Source organism: Streptomyces sp. NPDC059534, assembly GCF_042743475.1.
Lineage (GTDB): Bacteria > Actinomycetota > Actinomycetes > Streptomycetales > Streptomycetaceae > Streptomyces.
This window is the reverse complement of the sequence record NZ_JBHWAQ010000023.1, coordinates 120,979-138,819: the sequence shown is the minus strand read 5'-3', so window position 1 is coordinate 138,819 and position 17,841 is coordinate 120,979. Positions and strand designations below refer to the sequence as shown.

Sequence of the window (17,841 nt, the reverse complement as noted above, 5' to 3'; positions counted from 1 at the left end):
CCGGAACCGACGCCTCTTCATCCAGGGAGAACCCCCATGCCTTCCCGCCTCAACCCGTACATCAACTTCGACGGCGACGCCCGTCAGGCACTGGGGTTCTACCAGGGCGTCTTCGGCGGCACCCTGGAGGTGAACACGTACGGCGACTTCGGCGCCAAGGAGGCCGGCGCCGCCGCAGACAAGATCATGCACGGCATGCTGGAGACCGAGGGCGGCTTCACGCTCATGGCGGCCGACGTCCCGCCGGGGATGGCCTTCAATCCGGGGACCAACATCTCGGTGAGCGTCAGCGGCGAGGACGCCGACGAACTGCGCGGCTACTGGGACAAACTCTCCAGCGGCGGCACGATCGCGGTCCCGCTCGACAAGCAGATGTGGGGCGACGTGTTCGGCATGTGCACGGACCGCTTCGGCATCACCTGGCTGGTCAACATCAACCAGCGCCAGGGCTGACGTCTCCGGCCCCGCCCGCCGCGGGCCACAAGCGGCGGGCGGTCGGCGAGGGGCGCCGACCGCCCCGGGCGCAGGGCTATCGCCAGCAAGCTACCCGGCGGTAATCTACGGGCCCGGTCCGTGACATGGGGGAGTGGTATGGGTACGGTCACGCGCTTCGATCCCGTCGTCGAACACGAGCGGACCCGCGCCGCCCTCGCCGACGCGGTGCCCCGGCTCGTGCGGCTCATGCGTGACGTTCCGGGCCGGAAGGCGCCCTCCGGCGTCCCCGTCTGGACGGTGGGCGACGTCGGCGCGCACCTCGCCTCCGTCTACCTGGCGTACTGCTCCCTCGCCTGCGACGACCAGTCCGTGGAATGGGACAGCGTCCTGCCGCCCGGCGACGGTTCTCTCACCGAGCGCATCACGGCCATGAACGCCACGGCCGTCACCCTCTTCGGCGACGACGAACGCGCCCACCTGGCCGACTTCCTCGCCGGACGCGGCGAGACGTTCCTCCGCGACACCCAGGGCCTCGCCCCCGACACCCCCATCGCCGTCCCCTGGTTCAAGCAGGACCTGACCCTTGCCGCCCTCACCGGCCTCATGCTCTCCGAGAGCCTCGTCCACGGCCTCGACATCGCGCGCGGCGCCGGACTTCCGTGGCCCATCGGCCCCCACGAGGCAAGCCTCGTCCTCGGCCAGACAATGCCGACGATGATGACCCTCGCCCTCGACACCACCAAGGCCCAAGGCGTCACCACCGCCTTCGACCTCGTCGTCAGGAACGGCCCACGCCTCGCCGTCGTCATCGACAACGGCACCATGACGGTCACCCGCGACGCACCCCCGCGCTCCTACGACTGCCGCCTCACCGTGTCACCCGTCGCCTTCCTCCTCGTCTCCTTCCGCCGCATACCCCTCTGGAAGGCGATCGCGCGAGGCCGGCTGCGAGCAGGCGGACGCAAACCGTGGCTCGCCCTGCGACTCGGCGAACTCATCGCGAATCCCTGACACGAACGCCGCAGATGCCCGCGGGGCCGTCGGCCACTCCCGTGCGACGGTGCCGGAGGCGTCGTGCGGTGCGGCGAGCGCCGAGGGGCGTCGGCCGGTGAGGTGGCCGAAGTCAGGGCCGACCTTGAGCGGCGTGACGCTCATGAACCCGTTGTGGGCCTCGGGCGGTGCTTGATGGCGAGGGCCAGGAGGGGCCGGCGCCGCCCAGGCTGACGGCGCCTCCGACGAGGACGACGATCCAGCCGAAGATGTCCTTGCTGGTGTCCTGTTCGTTCTGGGCCTCGTCGGCGCCGAAGCGGACGGCGCTGTCTCCGGAGCCCCGGACGCACGTTTGGCCTTGCTCGATGACTTGGCTGCCGCAGAGCGCCTTGGCCTCCGAGGTGATCATGTTCCTGCCGAGCAGCATCACGCCGAGCCCGGCCGCGACGATGACCAGGACGAGCGGTATCAGGCAGCCTCACATGGGGCCTTTGTCGTCGGTGGTTGCCATGATCCGTACGCTACCGGCGGTGGTGAAGTCGGGGTGGTGAACTTCTCGTGGAGGCGGGGAGGAGGGATTCCCTGTTCTGCGGGGGCACTTGGGGATGCGGGGCCGCGGAGGAGTGCACCGGGCGCTCGGTGCCGACGTCGACCGCGTGGGGCGGTAGAGATCGTTCCGCGTACAGGAGTACGGCGGCGCCGGTCAGCATCATGAGGGCGAGCACGGTCCACAGGCGCCAGGGGCCGGCGTCGAGGAGCAGGGGGGCGATGGTGCGGCAGACCGACCAGGAGAGTTGGTGGACGGAGAGGTAGCGGCCGCGTAGGTGATCGGGGGCGGCTTGCACGGAGAGGCTTTGCGAGGGGCCGGAGTGGATGAGTTTGCCGGCGGTGTAGAGGACCGCGACGGTCAGGACGGCGAGGAGGGCGTCGGCGCCGGTGACGAGCTGGGGGAGGGCGGCGAAGGCGGCGAAGGACAGGGCGAAGACGGCCGCGCCGAGCGCTCCGGCGCGGGTGCGTCTGCCCCGTGAGGTGAGGCGGGCGGCGGGGACGCCGAGGGTGGCGACCAGGGCGGTGTTGAGAGCGAAGACGACGCCGGCCAGGGTGTCGGGCATGCCGATGTCGCGGGTGAGGAAGACGGGCAGGGCCATGGCCTGGGTGGTGTAGCCGAAGGCGATCAGGAAGTTTGCCGTGGTGAGGAGCAGGTAGGGGCGGTCGGCGAGTACCTGCCGGTATCCGTCGCGTGACGGTGTCCGCTGGGCGGCGGCGCGGATGTGGGGGATCCGGGAGACCAGTACGGCGGCGACGGCGAACACCCCTGCCAGGACTTCGGCGGCGACGACGAAGCCGGCGGTGCCGTTCCACGCCGGCATGCCCGCCGCGGCGAGGCTGCCGCACCCCATGCCGGCGTTGCGCAGGCTGCGGTCCCAGGCGAGGAGCCGGTCGCGTTCGGAGCGAGACGGATTCGCGTGGGCGCCTCATCTCCCTCACCGCCGAAGGAGTCGTCCTGACCGACGAGCTGATGACCGTCCATCTGGGCAACCGGCGCCGGCTCCTCGCCGGGCTGAGCGGCGACGAGTAGGCGCAGCTCGCCGGACTGCTGGAGCGCCTCGCCCTCACCATGGACGCGGGCGACGACTGAAGTCCCGCGCGTGCCTTCGCTGTCGCATCGCCCGGACTACTCGGATCACCCGGACCACACGCTTCACTCGGACTACTCGGATCACCCAGATCACACGCTTCACCCGGACCGCTCGCATCACTCGGACCGCTCGGCGCGCTCGGCGTGTTCGGGCCGCCCGGCCCGCTCGGGTCATGCGGACCGCTCGGGTCGCGCCGGCCGGGGTGTCCCGAGACGGCGTACGAGGTCGGCCTCGGAGCGTTCGGCGGCCGGGTCGTGCCAGAAGGCCACGGGGACGCCCCGGATGCGGCGGCCGCGCGGGTCGAGGATCTGGCCGGCCAGTTTGAGCGGCCAGAGGGTCACGGCCCGGTCGGTGATGGTGAGTTCGGGGAAGCGGGCGAAGAGCCGGGTCTCGAAGGAGGGCATGTCCTCCACGGAGCGCAGCCAGACGGTCAGCAGGAGGTTGTGGGGGCCGGAGAGGGAGGCGCAGAGACGTGTCTCGCGTTGGGCGATGAGCTGCGCCGTGATCCGGGCTGTCGCGTCAGGTGGCGCGACGCCCCACAGGGTGACGGCGACGGGCCAGCCGGAGAGATACCGGGACACCTCGCAGCGGTAGACGAGGGCGTCCTCGCGGTGGAAGCGGTCCAGCCTCCGCCGGACCGTGCTGGCGCTGGCTCCGGTGCTCTGGGCGAGGGAGGCGACCGGCTGCCGGCAGTCCTGCGCGAGCAGGGCGAGCAGGTGGTGGTCCAGCGCGTCGGCCGAGGGCAGGCCCCGGCCGAGTCCGCCGCTGCCGCCGGACGGGTCCTGTGACAGGTTCTCCCGGCCGCCCGGGGCGAGCCGGTCGAGGCGCCAGCGGCTGCCGACGGCGTGCACGGTGGAGGCGATCTGCGACCGGGTCGCGGCGACCCCGGGCAGCGCTTCCAGGCGCAGGCCCACATAGCGGGCCAGCGCCGCGTGATCGGGGAACGCGGCGGTGAGGACCAGGTCCCGAGAGCCGGTGACGTGGTCGATCGTGATCAGGTGCGGGTCGTCCACGATGGCGGCGGCGACCTGGTGCAGCGTCCCCGAGGCGCAGTCGACCTCGATGACGGCGACGGTCGGCGGTGTGGGTCCGATGCCGGCGGCGTGGCAGCTCATCCAGGCGTGACCGGCCTCGGTCAGCCGCTTCCAGCGGCGCGCCACCGTCGAGGCGTCGACACCGACGGCCGAGCCGATCTGTTCCCAGGGGGCCCTCGGCGAGGTCTGCAGCGCGGTGATCAGCAGGTGGTCGAGCTCGTCGAGAACGCCGGACGGGGTGGTCGATTCCAGCAGCGGAGTGCTCATGGGCGGTGGTTTCCTGCGGACGATCTCTGCGACTGATGCGGGTCGCCACCATACACACATGTCTCTGTTGCATGATGCCCACAGCCTGGCTCCTGTCCTCACCGCCCTGCGCCACGCCCTGCACCGGGAACCGGAGCTGGGCCTCGACCTCCCCCTCACCCAGGCGAAAGTGATCGCCGCCCTCGACGGGCTCGGCCTGGAGATCACCGAGGGCGAGGCGCTCAGCTCGGTCACGGCCGTCCTGCGCGGCGGGCGCCCCGGGCCGGCCGTCCTGCTGAGGGGCGACATGGACGCGTTGCCCGTCCAGGAGGACACGGGAGTCCCGTACGCCTCAGTCCTCGACGGCCGGATGCACGCCTGCGGCCACGACCTGCACACCGCCGGACTCGTCGGCGCCGCACACCTCCTCGCGGCCCGCCGGGAGGAGCTCGCCGGGGACGTCGTCCTCATGTTCCAGCCGGGTGAGGAGGGCCAGGGCGGCGCCAAGATCATGATCGACGAGGGGGTGCTCGACGCGGCCGGCGAACGGGTCGTCGCCGCTTACGCGCTGCACGTCATCTCCCGGGGTGCCCCGACCGGCTTCGCCGCCACCCGGCCCGGCCCCATGCTCGCCGCCTCCGACACCGTCCACGTCACCGTGCGCGGCGAGGGCGGCCACGGTTCGTCCCCGCACTCCGCCACCGACCCGGTGCCCGCCCTGTGCGCGATGGTCACCGCCCTGCAGACACTGGTCACCCGCGAGATCGACATCTTCGACCCGGCCGTCGTCACGGTCGGCCTTCTGGAAGCCGGCACCGCCGCCAACGTGATCCCCGAGTCGGGGCGCTTCTCGGCCACGGTCAGGACCTTCTCCGACACCTCGCGCGCCACCGTCCGCGCCGCGTTCGAGCGGACCGTGCACGGTGTCGCCGCCGCCCACGGGGTACGCGCCGACATCGACTACGTCCACCAGTACCCGCCGACCGTCAACCACGACGGCGAGGCCGTGTTCGCCCTCGAAACCGCCCGGGAGGTCCTGGGCGAGGACCGGGTCTTCGCGGCTCCCACCCCGATGGCCGGCTCCGAGGACTTCTCCTTCGTCCTGCGCGAGGTACCGGGGGCGTTCCTGGGGCTCGGCGCCTGCCCGGCCGGCACCGACCCCGCGACGGCACCCATGAACCACTCGCCGCAGGCCGTGTACGACGACGCGGCGCTGCCCCACGCCGCCGCCCTGCTCGCCGGCCTCGCGCTCCGGCGCCTCGCCCGCACGCCCGACGCCCCGGCCTCTCTCGTCCCCCAGGAGTGACCATGACCCCCACCACCGGACCGGCGGCGCGGGACACCCGGATACCCGCGCCCGCCGTCACCGCCGTCGTCGGCCTACTCGTGTTCTTCGAGGTCACCAGCGGTGTCGTCCAGGCGGGCATCGCCCCGCTCCTGCCCGAACTCGCCGCGCACCTCGGCGTCGACGCCGTCGACACCAACTGGATCGTCTCCGTCCAGCTCCTCGCGGCCGCCGTGTGCGTGCCGCTGTTCGGGCGCCTCGGCGACCTCCACGGCCACCGGCGCATGCTCCGGATCGCCCTCGTCCTGATCGCGGCGGGCACCCTGATCGTGGCCCTCGCCGACAGCTATCCGCTGCTCCTCGTCGGCAGGCTCCTCCAGGGGCCGGTCGCCGCGCTGCTGCCGCTGGAGATCGCACTCGTACGCGACCGGCTGCCCGTGGCCGGGGCGCGGCGGGCGATCGCGCTCCTCGTCGGCTCGCTGGCCCTCGGTTCCCTCGCGGGCGGCGTGCTCATGGGCGCGCTCCACTCCGCCGTCGGCGACCTGCGCCCGGTGCTGCTCGTGCCCGCGGTGCTCGCCCTGATCTGCGTACCCGTCTCCTTCGTCGCGGTGCCCGAGTCCGCGCACCGGGCGGGGGGCCGGGTCGACTGGCCCGGCGTGGCCCTGCTCAGCGCCGCCGTCCTGGCCCTCCTGGGCGGGGTCGGGGCCGCGAAGGACGGCGCGTGGGGCAGCCCCGGGGTCCTCGGCCCGCTCCTCCTCGGCGCCGCCCTGCTGGCGGGCTGGGTCGCCGTGGAACTCCGCGCCGCGGAACCGCTGGTGGACCTGCGGGCCCTGGCCGGCCGCGAGGCGGCCCCCTTCTATCTCGGGGCCTTCCTCTTCGGCATCTTCTACTTCGGCAGCCAGGCCCCCAACGCCACCTTCTTCGCCGCCGATCCCGCGACCGCCGGATACGGCTTCGGCATGACCGCCCTGGCCATCTCGCTCGTCTCGCTGCCCGGTTACGTCGCCGCCGTCCTCGGCTCCTTCGCCACCGCCGCCGTCGCGCGGCGCATCGGCTACCGCCCCACCCTGGTGACGGCGTTCGTCCTGGTGGCGGCGGCGTTCCTCCAGTACGCCCTGCTCCATGACGTGGTGTGGCACATGGCGACCGGGTCGTTCTTCCTCGGGCTCGGCATCGGTCTGGCCCTCGGCGCCATGCCCACCGTGATCGTCGAGGCGTCGGACCTGTCCCGCACCGGCATCGCCGCCGCTCTCTACAACAACATCAAGACCCTGGGAGGCGCGGTCGCCGGCGGCGTCTTCGCCTCGCTCCTGGGGGCGTTCGCCTCCCCGGCGAGCGGCCAGCCGGGCGAGAACGGCTACCGCGCCGTCTGGCTCGTCGCCGCGCTCTGCGCCCTGCTGGCCGCGGTGCTCAGCGCGCTGGCCCGCCGGCACGAAGGAGCGCCCGAGGCGGTGGCCGACGGAACGCCCGAGGCGGTGGCCGAGGGAACTGCCGAGGAGATGACCGAGGAAACCCCGGAGGTGGTGACAGCGGGAACGGCGGAGCGGTGACTTCGGGAACGGCAGAGCACGGCGGAGCGGTGACAGCGCGAACGCCGGAGCGGTCACCTCAGGAACGCCGGACGAAATCGACCAATCGGCCACTCGCTGATCGAAACTCGATCAATCGACAAGATTGCATTGACTCGATCATCGGTCGCACCTAGCTTCTGGCGGCACCGGACCGTCAGAAAGGGTGCCGCACCTTGACCACCAGACCATTCCCCGTACGGCAGTTGATGGGCCGCGCGCTCATCGCCGCCACCCTCGCGCTCGGTGGCACCGTCGCCCTCGCCGGGGCGCCCGCCTCGGCCGAGGGGGCCACCACCTACGTCGACTGCTCGCGCCCGACCGCCGGTGACGGCAGCCAGACCGCGCCCTTCAACAGCATCGGTCAGGCCAACGGCAGGACGTACGCCCCCGGTGACACGCTTGCCTTCGCCTCCGGCACCACCTGCACCGGCTCCCTCGCCCCGCAGGGCAGTGGAACCGCCGCCGCTCCGATCACCCTCACCGGCTACGGCACCGGCGCCCTGCCCGTGATCGACGGCGGCGGCGCCGCCAGCGCCGTCACCCTGACCAACCAGGACCACTGGCGGATCGGCGACCTCCAGCTGACCAACCCCGCCGCCTCGATCGCCCGCCGCACCGGACTGCGGATCTCCGCCACCGACGGAACGGCACACCGCGGTTACGACATCGGCGGACTCGTCATCGACCGCGTCGCCGGCCAGACCAGCAAGAACAGTCCGACCACCGAGGACTTCGTCCAGTCCGCGGGCATCGTCACCGGCGCGACCGGCACGAACTCGACCCTCAACGACGTCCACATCCACGACAACCGGATCAGCAACACGGGAGGCGGCGGTCTCAAGATCCGTGTCGGCGCCATGGCGGTCAAGGGCACCGGCGTGCTGATCGAGAACAACGTCGTCAAGGACGTCGGCGGCGACGGCATCATCGTCAGCTACGCCGACGCCCCCATGATCCAGTACAACAACGCCTCCGGCGTCGGCAACGGCGTGTACCCCTTCTCCGGCGGCAACTTCGCCGGCATCTGGGTGCTCGGCGACCACAACCCGACCATCCAGAAGAACGCCGTGTACGGCATCACGCGGATGTCCGTGGCCGACAGCCAGGCGTTCGACTGCGACTGGGGCAACACCGGCACCTGCACGATCCAGTACAACTTCAGCCGCGACAACATCGGCGGCTTCTTCCTCGACTGCGACGGATGCGGCACCATCGGCGCCGCCAAGCAGGTCATCCGCTACAACATCTCCGAGAACGACTGCCGCATGAGCAGCGCCAGCGCCGGGCGCTCCGCGCTGCACATGTACAACAACGTCTTCTACTGCACGGACCGGAAGCTCAGCATCACGCTCCCCGACGAGAGCGTCGTCGAGAACAACATCTGGGTCGGCACCACCGACTCCCGGCTCCCCACCACCGGGGTCTCCTGGCTGTGGAACGTCTTCCAGGGCGTGCCCCGGCCGACGGCCAACGGCATCGTCGGCGACCCGCAGTTCGTCGCCCCCGGCACCGGCGGCGACACGATCCACTCCGTCGACGGCTACAAGCTGCGCTCCACGTCCCCCGCCCTGAACAACGCCTCCGTCATCAGTGGCAACGGAGGCCGCGACTACTGGGCGAACCCGGTGTCCGCGACCGCCAAGCCGCACCGCGGCGCGTACAACGGCCCGGGCCTGTAGTCCGCCCGCTCCGCGCGAACGCAACAACGGCCCCTGTTTTCACTTGAGATGACCCGCGGCTCCGGTCTGACGTGAACGTGTGCGTTCCAGGCGGGAGTTCGCGGGATCGGGTGGTGGAAGTGGAGGCGATGCGGAGAAGGTATTAAGAAACCTTGTTGAATAACCCCGTACCCCGGGTTCGCTCTTGATTTGCTCCTGCCAACCCGCACAGGGTTTCTCTCGAACGTTTGACGCCCCACACGTCAACACGAGGAGAGATCCCCTTTCATGGCAACTCACAAGCGATCCCACGGTCTTCGCAACGCGGCCATAGCCGCAGGTGTGGCAGGTGCCGCCGCCGCGGCACTGCTCGCCGGCAATCTCGCCGGAGCAGCCGCTCCGGCCGAAGGGACCGTGCACGGACTCGGCGCCCCGGGCGCCGTGGACGGCAGCTTCGTCGTCATCCTCGACGCATCCGCGAACAAGGAAGACCTGGCGAAGAAGTACGGCGGAACGCTCCAGCGCTCCTACGGTTCCGAGGTCAACGGCTTCTCGGCGTCGGGCCTGACCGTCCAGGAGGCCAAGCGGCTCGCCGCCGACCCCGCCGTCGGGACGGTCGTGCAGAACAAGCGGTTCAGCATCAACGAGACGCAGGAGAAGCCCCCGTCCTGGGGCCTGGACCGGATCGACCAGGCCGAGACGGCCGGCGACGAGAAGTACACCTACCCCGACGGCGGGGGAGAGGGCGTGACCGCGTACGTCATCGACACCGGCGTCCGGATCTCGCACCAGGACTTCGGCGGCCGCGCCGCCCACGGCTTCGACGCCGTGGACGACGACTCCACGGCCGACGACGGCAACGGCCACGGCACCCACGTGGCGGGCACCATCGCCGGCACCTCCCACGGCGTGGCCAAGAAGGCGAAGATCGTCGCCGTACGCGTCCTTGACGACAACGGATCCGGCACCACCGAGCAGGTCGTGGCGGGCATCGACTGGGTCACCAAGAACCACTCCGGGCCCTCGGTCGCGAACATGAGCCTCGGCGGCGGCGCCGACGAGGCCCTCGACGCGGCGGTGCAGCGTGCCATCGCCTCCGGCGTGACCTTCGCCGTCGCGGCCGGCAACGAGTCCTCCGACGCCGGCCAGGGCTCGCCGTCCCGGGTGCCCGAGGCGCTCACCGTGGCCTCCAGCACCAAGGACGACGAGCAGTCGGACTTCTCCAACTTCGGGGCGGTGGTGGACCTGTACGCCCCCGGCTCCGACATCACGTCGGACTGGAACGACAGCGACACCGGCGTGAAGACCATCTCCGGGACGTCCATGGCCGCGCCCCACGTGGCGGGCGCCGCCGCCCTGTACCTGGCCGCCCACCCGTCGGCGACCCCCGCCGACACCGCCGCCGCGCTGACGGGGGCGGCGACGGCGGACGCGATCAAGAACCCCTCCTCCGGCACCGCCAACAAGCTCCTGAAGGTCACGCCGTAACCACCCCACCGCACACCGCCGGCGGACGGCCCTCCACACCGTGGGGGGCCGTCCCCGTGCCCGCCGTGGCGGAACGAAGCTGTTCCCCCTCTGTCGCCGGGAACCGGCCTTGGCGAGAATCTGTCCCTGAAGGAGAAGGCGTCCACGGCGCCGAGGGGGGACGGGGATGAGCATCTGGACGGTCCCGGGGTACACGGAATCCCGGGAGCTGGGCGCGGGCGGCAGCGGGCGCGTCGTGCTGGCCACACATGACGCCACCGGCGTCCCCGTGGCCGTGAAGTACCTGAGCGAACGGCTGCGCACGGACGAGGCGTTCGTGCACGGATTCCGGTCCGAGGCCCGGCTGCTCGGCGCCCTGGACACCCCGTACGTCGTGGGGTTCTACGAGTACGTCGAGGCGCCCCAGGGCGCGGCCATCGTCATGGAACTGGTGGACGGCGTCGCCCTGCGGGCCCTCCTCGCCCGCGAGGGCTCGACCGGCCCCGAGGCCGCCCTCGTCGTCCTCAAGGGCTCGCTGCTCGGCCTCGCCGCCGCCCACCGGGCGGGCGTCGTCCACCGCGACTACAAGCCCGAGAACGTCCTCGTCGCAGCCGACGGCTCCTCCAAGCTGGTCGACTTCGGCATCGCCGCCGGACGGGACAGCAGGCCGGGTGTCGCCGGCACGCCCGCCTACATGGCACCCGAGCAGTGGAGCGGCGCCCCCGCCTCGCCCGCCGCCGACGTCTACGCGGCGACCGCGACGTTCTTCGAGTGCCTGACCGGCCGCAAGCCCTTCGCGGGGGACAACTTCGCCGAACTCGCCCTCCAGCACCTGGAAGCCCCCGTCCCCGACGAACAGGCGCCGGAGCCACTGCGTCCGCTCATCCGGCGCGGCCTGGCCAAGGCCCCCGACGAACGGCCGGAGAACGCGGCCGCTTTCGTCAGCGAGCTGGAATCGGTCGCCACCGCCACCTACGGCCCGGACTGGGAAGAACGGGGACGGGGCCGCCTCGCGGCCCTGGCCGCGCTCCTGCCCCTCCTCTTCCCCTCCTCCGGCGGTACGGCCCAGGGCGCCACGGCGTTCGCCACCACGGTCCTGCCCCGGCCACCGGCACCGCGACCCCGCCGCCGCTTCCCCCGCGGCGTGCCCGCGGGGGCGGCCGCGCTCGTCCTGGCGCTCCTGCTCGCCCTCGCCGCGCGGGCCGGGACCCAAGAGGCCGAAGGGGACCCGGCCGCCCAGGCGTCCGCCACGACGAACACCGCGCCGAGCACCCCACCGGCGGACCCGGGCACTGCGCCGACACCGGAACCGACCACGACGTCGCCGGAACCCTCCGCCTCCTCCGACACCCCCACGCCGACCGTCACCCCGGACGCCTCCCCGACGGACGACACGACCACCGCACCCACCACGACACCCCCACCGACCCCGCCGCCCACGCCCACCACCACGCCCACGACACCGCCGACCACGACCCCGACTCCGACCACGCCGACCACGGCCCCGACGACACCACCCGTCTCCGTGAGGGCGGTCTCCGTCACCAGCCTGCGCCAGACCGGACCGACGGCCGCCGAGGCCACCGTCCAGATCACGACGGACGGCACGGGCCCGGTGGTCCTCCTCGTCGAGTGGTTCACGGGCGACGAGAAGGGAACGCCGGGCGCACCCGACGGTTCGGAGACCTTCCGGCGCGAGGGAGCCACCCAGTACACCCTCACGCTCACCCACGGCGTCCGCGGCAACGGCTGCTACTGGGGCGTGCGCGCCACCACGAACCCGGCCGCCGCGACCGGCGGTTCCCTCCAGCAGATCTTCATCCGGCGGTGTGTGATCACATGAACGACGACGACTACAGCGCCACCGAACTCGGCAGCCACTGGTTCGAACACCCGACGGCGGCCGCCGAGCCCGACCGAGTCGACGGCGACGTCCTGCGCTTCGGTCCGGGGGTCACCGCGGTCGCCGCCCGGCGCGCCGAGAACACCCCCACCGCGGCCGAGATCTGGCACGGCACCCTGCCCGGAGCGCCGCCACCGCCGGCGCCCCGCCGCCGATGGCCGCTCAGGTACGTGCCCGCGGTCCTGGTCCTGGTCGCCGTCCTGGTCTACCTCGCCTGGCGGGAGTACGGCCCTCAGGTCGCTGTGCGGACCGTCGCCGTCACCGCCCCCGGGCAGGCACTCGGCTGCGACGGCACCGCGAACGTCGTCGGCGTCGTACGCACCGACGGCCGGCCCGGGACCCTCACGTACCACTGGGAGCGCAGCGACGGCACCCACTCGGCTCCGCTGCGCGAGACCGTGGCCCGCGGGCAGCGGGAGGCGCGGCTCCACCTCCTGTGGACCTTCCACGGACCCGGCTCGCACCGGGCCGTGGCGCGCCTCGTCGTCACCTCGCCCACCCCTCACACGGCCGAGGGGACCTTCACGTACAGCTGTGGCTGAACCCGCCCCCGGCCGGACTCAGTAGACGTGCCCCGTGTGGGCGAGAGCCTGCTTCAGGAGTACTCCCTGACCACCCGGCATCTCGCTCTGCACGGCCATCGACGACGCCTCCTGCGGGCTGAACCAGACCAGGTCCAGCGCGTCCTGCCGTGGCCGGCAGTCGCCGGTCACGGGGACGACGTACGCCAGGGACACGGCGTGCTGACGCGGGTCGTGGTACTGCGTGACGCCCGCCGTCGGGAAGTACTCGGCCACGGTGAAGGGCTGGAGGGAGGCGGGCACGCGCGGCAGGGCCACCGGACCGAGGTCCTTCTCCAGGTGGCGCAGCAGCGCGTCGCGCACCCGCTCGTGGTGCATGACGCGGCCGGACACCAGGGTGCGGCTGATGGTTCCGTCCGCACCGATCCTCAGGAGCAGGCCGATGCTGGTGACCTCCCCGCTGTCGTCCACACGCACGGGCACGGCTTCGACGTACAGGATCGGCATCCGGGCCCTGGCCACGTCCAGTTCATCCGTGGTCAGCCAGCCGGGCGTGGTCTCAGTCATGTCGGACATCGCTTGATCATACTTTCCGGGCCCCGTCTCGGCCCAGGTCGCGTGTCTGCCAGCCGGGTGGAGGTTTGTTCGGCCGGCCGATCCGTGGTGCCGCCGGTCAGTTCGCGCGCGGGCCGATGATCGTACGGTCGGCCTCGCTGATGCGGAGGTCGTTGATACTGGCCTCGCGCCGCCGCATCAGACCGTCGGGCGCGAACTCCCACAGCTCGTTGCCGTGGCTGCGCCACCACTGGCCGTCGCCGTCCCGCCATTCGTACGTGAAGCGGACGGCGATCCTGTCCTCGGTGAACGCCCACAGGTTCTTGCGCAGCGCGTAGTCGTGCTCCTTCTCCCACTTGCGGCGCAGAAAGGCACGGATCTCGTCGCGGCCGGTCAGGAACTCGTCCCTGTTCCGCCACACCGAGTCCGGCGTGTAGGCCAGGGCGACCTTCTCCGGGTCGCGGGTGTTCCAGGCGTCCTCCGCGGCGCGGACCTTGAGCGCGGCGGTCTCGGCGGTGAACGGGGGAAGCGGGGGACGGCCGGTGGTCATGCGCGTGCTCCTCGATGTGGTGCCGATGGTGCGGTGGGGACTTCAGCGTACGGGGCGGGCGGGTGCGCTGTGATGGTCAACAGGGCCGGGTGTGGGGGTAGTTCGCCGTGGTAAGGGCGGGCGGTCATGGGGGGGCGCGGGGGCCGGGCCGGCCCCGGACCGGGACCCGCCCGGACGGACCGGGACCCGCCCGGACGGGCAAGGACGCCGCTCGGAGCGAGCGCGCCCTTGCCCGGACCACCGCTGTCACGCACGCGGCTGCTTACGCCGTCGCTCCCTCCGCCTCGGTGTCCACGTCGGGAGGCCCGGACTGACCGGGAAGCGCCGTGGGCAGGAACTGACGGGCCTGCAGGTCGTACGCCTCCCGGAACACCCCGGCGCCGGTGGCCGGGTCCATGAGCTCGGCGAAGGTGCCGTGCTCCACGACCCGGCCGTCCTCCAGGACGTAGATCAGGTCGGCGTGGCGCACGCTGTGGAGGCGATGGGTGATGAGGACGGTCGTCTGGCCGGTGCCGGCGAGCCGGTGGATCTGGTCGAAGACGCGCTGCTCGGCCACCGGGTCGAGGGCACTGGTCGGCTCGTCGACGACCAGGACCCGCCCGTTCCGGAACCGTGCCCGAGCCAGTCCGATCTTCTGCCACTGCCCGCCGGAGATCTCCTGACCGCCCCGGTAACCGCGGGCCAGGAGCGTGTCCATGCCCCGCGGCAGCTTCGCCACGACCTCGTCGGCACCCGCGTAGGCGGCCGCGGCGTGGACCTCACGGTCGTCGATCGCACTCCCCGGCCGGCCGATCCCGATGTTGACCCGCGCGGTGAACGGCCACCGCTGGAAGTTCTGGGCGACCATCGCCACCCGTGAGAAGAGCCGCGCCCGGCAGATCTCGGCCGCGTCGACACCGCCCCACATCACCCGGCCGGAAGCGGGCATGTGCAGACCGCACAGCAACTTCGACACCGTCGTCTTCCCGGAGCCGTTGGCTCCCACCAAGGCCACGGTCCTGCCTCGGGGGATGACCAGGTCCACTCCCCGCAAGGACGGCTCCTCGGCGCCCTGATAGGAGAAGGTGACCTTCTCGAAGCGGATCGCGTCGAAGTCCTCCGGCACGTCCACGCCCGTCTCCGGGATGGCCCGCCGCTCCGCCTCCGCGCACAGCCGCTCCAGGTCGGCGACGAACAGGGACTCCTCCTGGATGTCCGTCACCCGCAGCACCAGATCCGTGATGCTCGCCGACCCGGCCCGGATCGCGAGCACCGCGGTGCCGCCCACCGCGAGCGCCATCTGCCCGTTCCACAGCAGCAGACCGAGGACCCCGTACGCCGCCACCGTCGCCGCACCACGGGCACCGTCCGCGAACAGCCCCGTACGAGCCCCCACCCACGCGAGCCGGGTCTGCTCCCGCTCGCTCGTCTCCGCCATGCCCCGGAAATGCTCCAGCAGGAACGGACCCACGTCATGGACCCGGACCTCACCCGCCGCCTGCTGGTCGATCAGCAGTCGGCTGATCAGCTGCGCCGCGCGCGCGTGCTGCACGAACCGGTGCCAGCTCTCGTACCGCGCCCGGGCCATCGTCAGCGACCCCCACGCGCTCGGCAGCGCCATGGCGACCAGCAGGGGCAGCAGCGCCGGGTGCAGGACGGTGAGCACGCTCGCGGCCGCGGCCAGCGAGATGGCCGAGGCGACCGCGGCCGTGCAGTAACCCACCATCCGGCGGGCCCCGTCCGCGCCCCACTGCGCCGAGTCCATCAGCTTGTGGAAGGCGTCGTCCTCGATCGCGTCCATCTCCACCCGGGCGACCAGCCCCAGGTACCGCTCCGTGGCGACCCGCTGGACCTTCGGTTCCAGGACCCCCGTCGACGCGGTCGACGCCGACCTCAGCAGTGAGGAGACGATCGCCAGCACCGACACGAACACCAGGGACGGCAGGGCCGCCCGCAACCGGTCGGCCAGGACTCCCGACGCCAGCAGCTCGGCCAGCAGCGTGTTGACCGCCACCAGGGAGAACGCCTGCGCCACACCGCGGCCGATCTCGCTGACCACCACCGTGCCCAGGGCCCGCCGATCGGCCTGCCGCGCCAGCCGTACGGCGACCCCGACCTGCCGAGGAAAGCTCACCGCCATGCTCCACATGCCGAGCCTCATCCACGTACCGCGGTGCTGGTTCCACCCCTGTTCGGTGGTGAGCTCACCGCCGAACAGCAGTTGCTCGGACGCCGACGGGGCCTCCGCCCCCGCCGCGGACCCCTCGCTGCCCGAAGCGGCCGTCATGCCTCCCACCTCCCGTCCGGACGTACTGAGCAGAAGACGCCGGAGGGGCGAAGGCCCCGTGCCGCGGCGGCGGTGGACCCCCCGGTCCGGTGGCGGGGGACGGCAGGGGAGAAGGAGGGCGATACGGGAAGGGGATACATGGTGGCTTCCGTTCGAGAGAGGTCCGAGTCGTCGTGGCGTTCAACGAGGCCACCGACATCTCGAACACACGTCTTTCGGACGCGGCCCGACCCCCACGGAAAGGCGAATGCGCGTTCGTGCCGCCTACACCGACCCTTGCCGCGCCCGACCCGTCACCGCACCCGCCGGTGACCGAAACGCCGACAACCGGGTCCGTACGCCTGCCCGGAGTCCGGACGTGCAACGGCCGGCAGATGCATGCCGGACGACACGAGCTCCGGAAGACCGTCGGCGAACCGCGCCGCGGCGAGGGCGGATTCGCGCGCCTCGGCCCGGCGCGGCCGCCACAGGACGTGCGCCGAGCGACCGGGCGGCCGGCGGGCGTGGGTCAGGCGGTGGGGGCGGGCCAGGGGACGTCGGTCTCGACGGCGGCCGAGTAGTCCACGCCGGGTACGGAGAAGCCGTACAGGCGGCGGACTTCGTCGCCGAACCAGTCCAGGTCGGCGAGGCCGGCGATGGTGCCGCTGGTGGCCGTGGCCCACCGTTCGGCGACGGCGTCCTGCACGGCGGCGTCGAGTTCCCAGGTGTCGAGACGCACCCGGCCCTCTTCGTCGAGATCGAGGGGGCGGGCGCCGGTCAACTGGTCCCACAGGGCCACGAGCTGACCGATCGGGGCCACCATCGCGTCGCCGAGCACGCCGCGCAGCAGCCCGACGTACAGCGCGATGCCGGGGATGGCGGTGGAGGACTGGGTGACGGCGGCGGCGTTGACCGAGGTCACGGCGCGGCCGCCCACGGTCTTCGCGAGCCGCTCGTCCAAAGTCCGCGCGGTGGCCTCCAGATGGGCCTTCGCCGCCCCGATGGTGCCCTGCCGGTAGATCGCCGCGGTGAGCGGCGAACCGATGTAGGACAGGGCCGCGGTCCTGAAGCCCTCGGCGAGCAGGTCCCGGTCCGCCAGGAACGTGATCCACCGTTCCCAGTCGGCCCCGCCCATCACCGCCACGGTCTGCTCCACGTCGTCGCCCTCGGCCGGCGCCGTGGTGACCTCCTTCACCTCCGGGCCGCCGTGCTCGTCGAACACGAGCGTCTTGGTGGTGTACTCCGAACCCACCGGCTTGAGCACCGAGGCGTACACCTCGCCGCTGACCGGGTCGGTACGGCGAGGCGCGGCGACCGAGTAGACCAGGAAGTCGAGCCGCCCCCCGAACCGCTCGGCGAGCAGGCCGGCCACCTGCTCCTTCACCGCGTCGCCGAACGCGTCGCCGTTGAGGAACACCATGTCCCGCCCGTGCTCCCGGGCGAGCCGTGCCGTGGCAGCGGTGCGGTACCACCCCGCCGTCCCGGTGCGCCGCGCCGGCGCCTTCTCGAAGCACACCCCGATGCCACGGATCCCCACCCGCGCCAGACCCGCGATCGTCGCGGCCAGGCCGTACCCCGCGGACGAGCCGATCACCAGCGCCACCGGCCCCTCACCCTCGCCGTCGACCGGTTCGGGCACCGCCTCCCACATCTCGTCCACCAGCCGCCGGCAGCCACCAGGATGCGAGTCGAGAAACAGGAAGCCCCGGCTCTTCGGCTCGATGACGCGTTCGCTCACGGT

14 protein-coding genes and 1 pseudogene are annotated in these 17,841 nt (G+C 72.2%); 8 read left to right on the top strand and 7 right to left on the bottom strand.

The window, feature by feature from the left end:
- Nucleotides 1-36: 36 nt before the first annotated feature.
- Together ACFVZH_RS26110 and ACFVZH_RS26105 are read left to right on the top strand one after the other, a co-directional pair.
- Entirely contained in the window at nucleotides 37-453 is a 417-nt protein-coding gene (locus tag ACFVZH_RS26110) for a VOC family protein (RefSeq protein ID WP_384900807.1), read from the top strand.
- Between the two features lie 138 nt (nucleotides 454-591).
- Entirely contained in the window at nucleotides 592-1,446 is an 855-nt protein-coding gene (locus ACFVZH_RS26105) for a maleylpyruvate isomerase N-terminal domain-containing protein (RefSeq protein ID WP_384900805.1), read from the top strand.
- A 112-nt stretch (nucleotides 1,447-1,558) separates the two neighbouring features.
- Here the strand turns inward: ACFVZH_RS26105 and ACFVZH_RS26100 are convergent, their stop codons facing one another.
- From ACFVZH_RS26100 to ACFVZH_RS26090, 3 genes and pseudogenes are all read right to left on the bottom strand, one after another.
- Nucleotides 1,559-1,852 carry a hypothetical protein gene (locus tag ACFVZH_RS26100; protein ID WP_384900803.1) on the bottom strand — a complete coding sequence of 98 codons (294 nt, stop codon included), beginning with the start codon at nucleotides 1,850-1,852 and terminating at the stop codon, nucleotides 1,559-1,561.
- A 94-nt stretch (nucleotides 1,853-1,946) separates the two neighbouring features.
- Nucleotides 1,947-2,873, bottom strand: a pseudogene (locus ACFVZH_RS26095) (MFS transporter); the annotation flags it as partial.
- Between the two features lie 362 nt (nucleotides 2,874-3,235).
- The gene (locus ACFVZH_RS26090; protein ID WP_384900801.1) at nucleotides 3,236-4,366 is read right to left on the bottom strand and encodes an Lrp/AsnC family transcriptional regulator; all 1,131 of its coding nucleotides are present in this window, start codon (nucleotides 4,364-4,366) and stop codon (nucleotides 3,236-3,238) included.
- A 58-nt stretch (nucleotides 4,367-4,424) separates the two neighbouring features.
- On the opposite strand from ACFVZH_RS26090, the gene ACFVZH_RS26085 reads away from it, so the two are divergent.
- From ACFVZH_RS26085 to ACFVZH_RS26060, 6 genes are all read left to right on the top strand, one after another.
- Complete coding sequence (locus ACFVZH_RS26085; RefSeq protein ID WP_384900799.1) at nucleotides 4,425-5,651, top strand: M20 family metallopeptidase; 1,227 nt, start codon at nucleotides 4,425-4,427, stop codon at nucleotides 5,649-5,651.
- Nucleotides 5,652-5,653: 2 nt separating this feature from the next.
- Nucleotides 5,654-7,180 (top strand): MFS transporter, encoded by a 1,527-nt coding sequence (locus ACFVZH_RS26080; RefSeq protein ID WP_384900797.1) that lies wholly within the window; start codon nucleotides 5,654-5,656, stop codon nucleotides 7,178-7,180.
- A gap of 227 nt (nucleotides 7,181-7,407) precedes the next feature.
- Nucleotides 7,408-8,880 (top strand): right-handed parallel beta-helix repeat-containing protein, encoded by a 1,473-nt coding sequence (locus ACFVZH_RS26075; RefSeq protein ID WP_384900846.1) that lies wholly within the window; start codon nucleotides 7,408-7,410, stop codon nucleotides 8,878-8,880.
- Between the two features lie 267 nt (nucleotides 8,881-9,147).
- The gene (locus ACFVZH_RS26070) at nucleotides 9,148-10,347 is read left to right on the top strand and encodes a S8 family peptidase (protein ID WP_384900795.1); all 1,200 of its coding nucleotides are present in this window, start codon (nucleotides 9,148-9,150) and stop codon (nucleotides 10,345-10,347) included.
- A gap of 166 nt (nucleotides 10,348-10,513) precedes the next feature.
- Nucleotides 10,514-12,169 (top strand): protein kinase, encoded by a 1,656-nt coding sequence (locus ACFVZH_RS26065; RefSeq protein WP_384900793.1) that lies wholly within the window; start codon nucleotides 10,514-10,516, stop codon nucleotides 12,167-12,169.
- Entirely contained in the window at nucleotides 12,166-12,771 is a 606-nt protein-coding gene (locus ACFVZH_RS26060) for a hypothetical protein (protein WP_384900791.1), read from the top strand. Before ACFVZH_RS26065 ends, ACFVZH_RS26060 begins: the two co-directional genes overlap by 4 nt.
- A gap of 18 nt (nucleotides 12,772-12,789) precedes the next feature.
- Here ACFVZH_RS26060 and ACFVZH_RS26055 read toward each other — a convergent pair whose 3' ends face one another.
- The 4 genes from ACFVZH_RS26055 to fabV form a co-directional block, all read right to left on the bottom strand.
- A complete protein-coding gene (locus ACFVZH_RS26055; RefSeq protein ID WP_384900789.1) occupies nucleotides 12,790-13,326 on the bottom strand; it encodes an NUDIX hydrolase family protein in 537 nt (178 codons plus the stop codon).
- Between the two features lie 97 nt (nucleotides 13,327-13,423).
- Nucleotides 13,424-13,855, bottom strand: a complete 432-nt coding sequence (locus tag ACFVZH_RS26050) for a nuclear transport factor 2 family protein (protein WP_384900787.1) — start codon at nucleotides 13,853-13,855, stop codon at nucleotides 13,424-13,426.
- A 262-nt stretch (nucleotides 13,856-14,117) separates the two neighbouring features.
- Nucleotides 14,118-16,121, bottom strand: a complete 2,004-nt coding sequence (locus ACFVZH_RS26045) for an ABC transporter ATP-binding protein (RefSeq protein WP_384900785.1) — start codon at nucleotides 16,119-16,121, stop codon at nucleotides 14,118-14,120.
- 508 nt (nucleotides 16,122-16,629) lie between these two features.
- Entirely contained in the window at nucleotides 16,630-17,838 is a 1,209-nt protein-coding gene (fabV, locus tag ACFVZH_RS26040; RefSeq protein WP_384900844.1) for an enoyl-[acyl-carrier-protein] reductase FabV, read from the bottom strand.
- Between the last annotated feature and the right edge of the window lie 3 nt (nucleotides 17,839-17,841).

Excerpts from the sequence above, each read along its gene's own strand:
- ACFVZH_RS26045 (WP_384900785.1), bottom strand. The coding sequence starts at position 16,121 with ATGACGGCCGCTTCGGGCAGCGAGGGGTCCGCGGCGGGGGCGGAGGCC.
- ACFVZH_RS26090 (WP_384900801.1), bottom strand. The coding sequence starts at position 4,366 with ATGAGCACTCCGCTGCTGGAATCGACCACCCCGTCCGGCGTTCTCGAC.
- ACFVZH_RS26085 (WP_384900799.1), top strand. The coding sequence starts at position 4,425 with ATGTCTCTGTTGCATGATGCCCACAGCCTGGCTCCTGTCCTCACCGCC.
- ACFVZH_RS26105 (WP_384900805.1), top strand. The coding sequence starts at position 592 with ATGGGTACGGTCACGCGCTTCGATCCCGTCGTCGAACACGAGCGGACC.
- ACFVZH_RS26050 (WP_384900787.1), bottom strand. The coding sequence starts at position 13,855 with ATGACCACCGGCCGTCCCCCGCTTCCCCCGTTCACCGCCGAGACCGCC.
- ACFVZH_RS26055 (WP_384900789.1), bottom strand. The coding sequence starts at position 13,326 with ATGTCCGACATGACTGAGACCACGCCCGGCTGGCTGACCACGGATGAA.
- ACFVZH_RS26065 (WP_384900793.1), top strand. The coding sequence starts at position 10,514 with ATGAGCATCTGGACGGTCCCGGGGTACACGGAATCCCGGGAGCTGGGC.
- ACFVZH_RS26060 (WP_384900791.1), top strand. The coding sequence starts at position 12,166 with ATGAACGACGACGACTACAGCGCCACCGAACTCGGCAGCCACTGGTTC.
- ACFVZH_RS26100 (WP_384900803.1), bottom strand. The coding sequence starts at position 1,852 with ATGCTGCTCGGCAGGAACATGATCACCTCGGAGGCCAAGGCGCTCTGC.
- ACFVZH_RS26080 (WP_384900797.1), top strand. The coding sequence starts at position 5,654 with ATGACCCCCACCACCGGACCGGCGGCGCGGGACACCCGGATACCCGCG.
- ACFVZH_RS26075 (WP_384900846.1), top strand. The coding sequence starts at position 7,408 with ATGGGCCGCGCGCTCATCGCCGCCACCCTCGCGCTCGGTGGCACCGTC.
- ACFVZH_RS26110 (WP_384900807.1), top strand. The coding sequence starts at position 37 with ATGCCTTCCCGCCTCAACCCGTACATCAACTTCGACGGCGACGCCCGT.
- ACFVZH_RS26070 (WP_384900795.1), top strand. The coding sequence starts at position 9,148 with ATGGCAACTCACAAGCGATCCCACGGTCTTCGCAACGCGGCCATAGCC.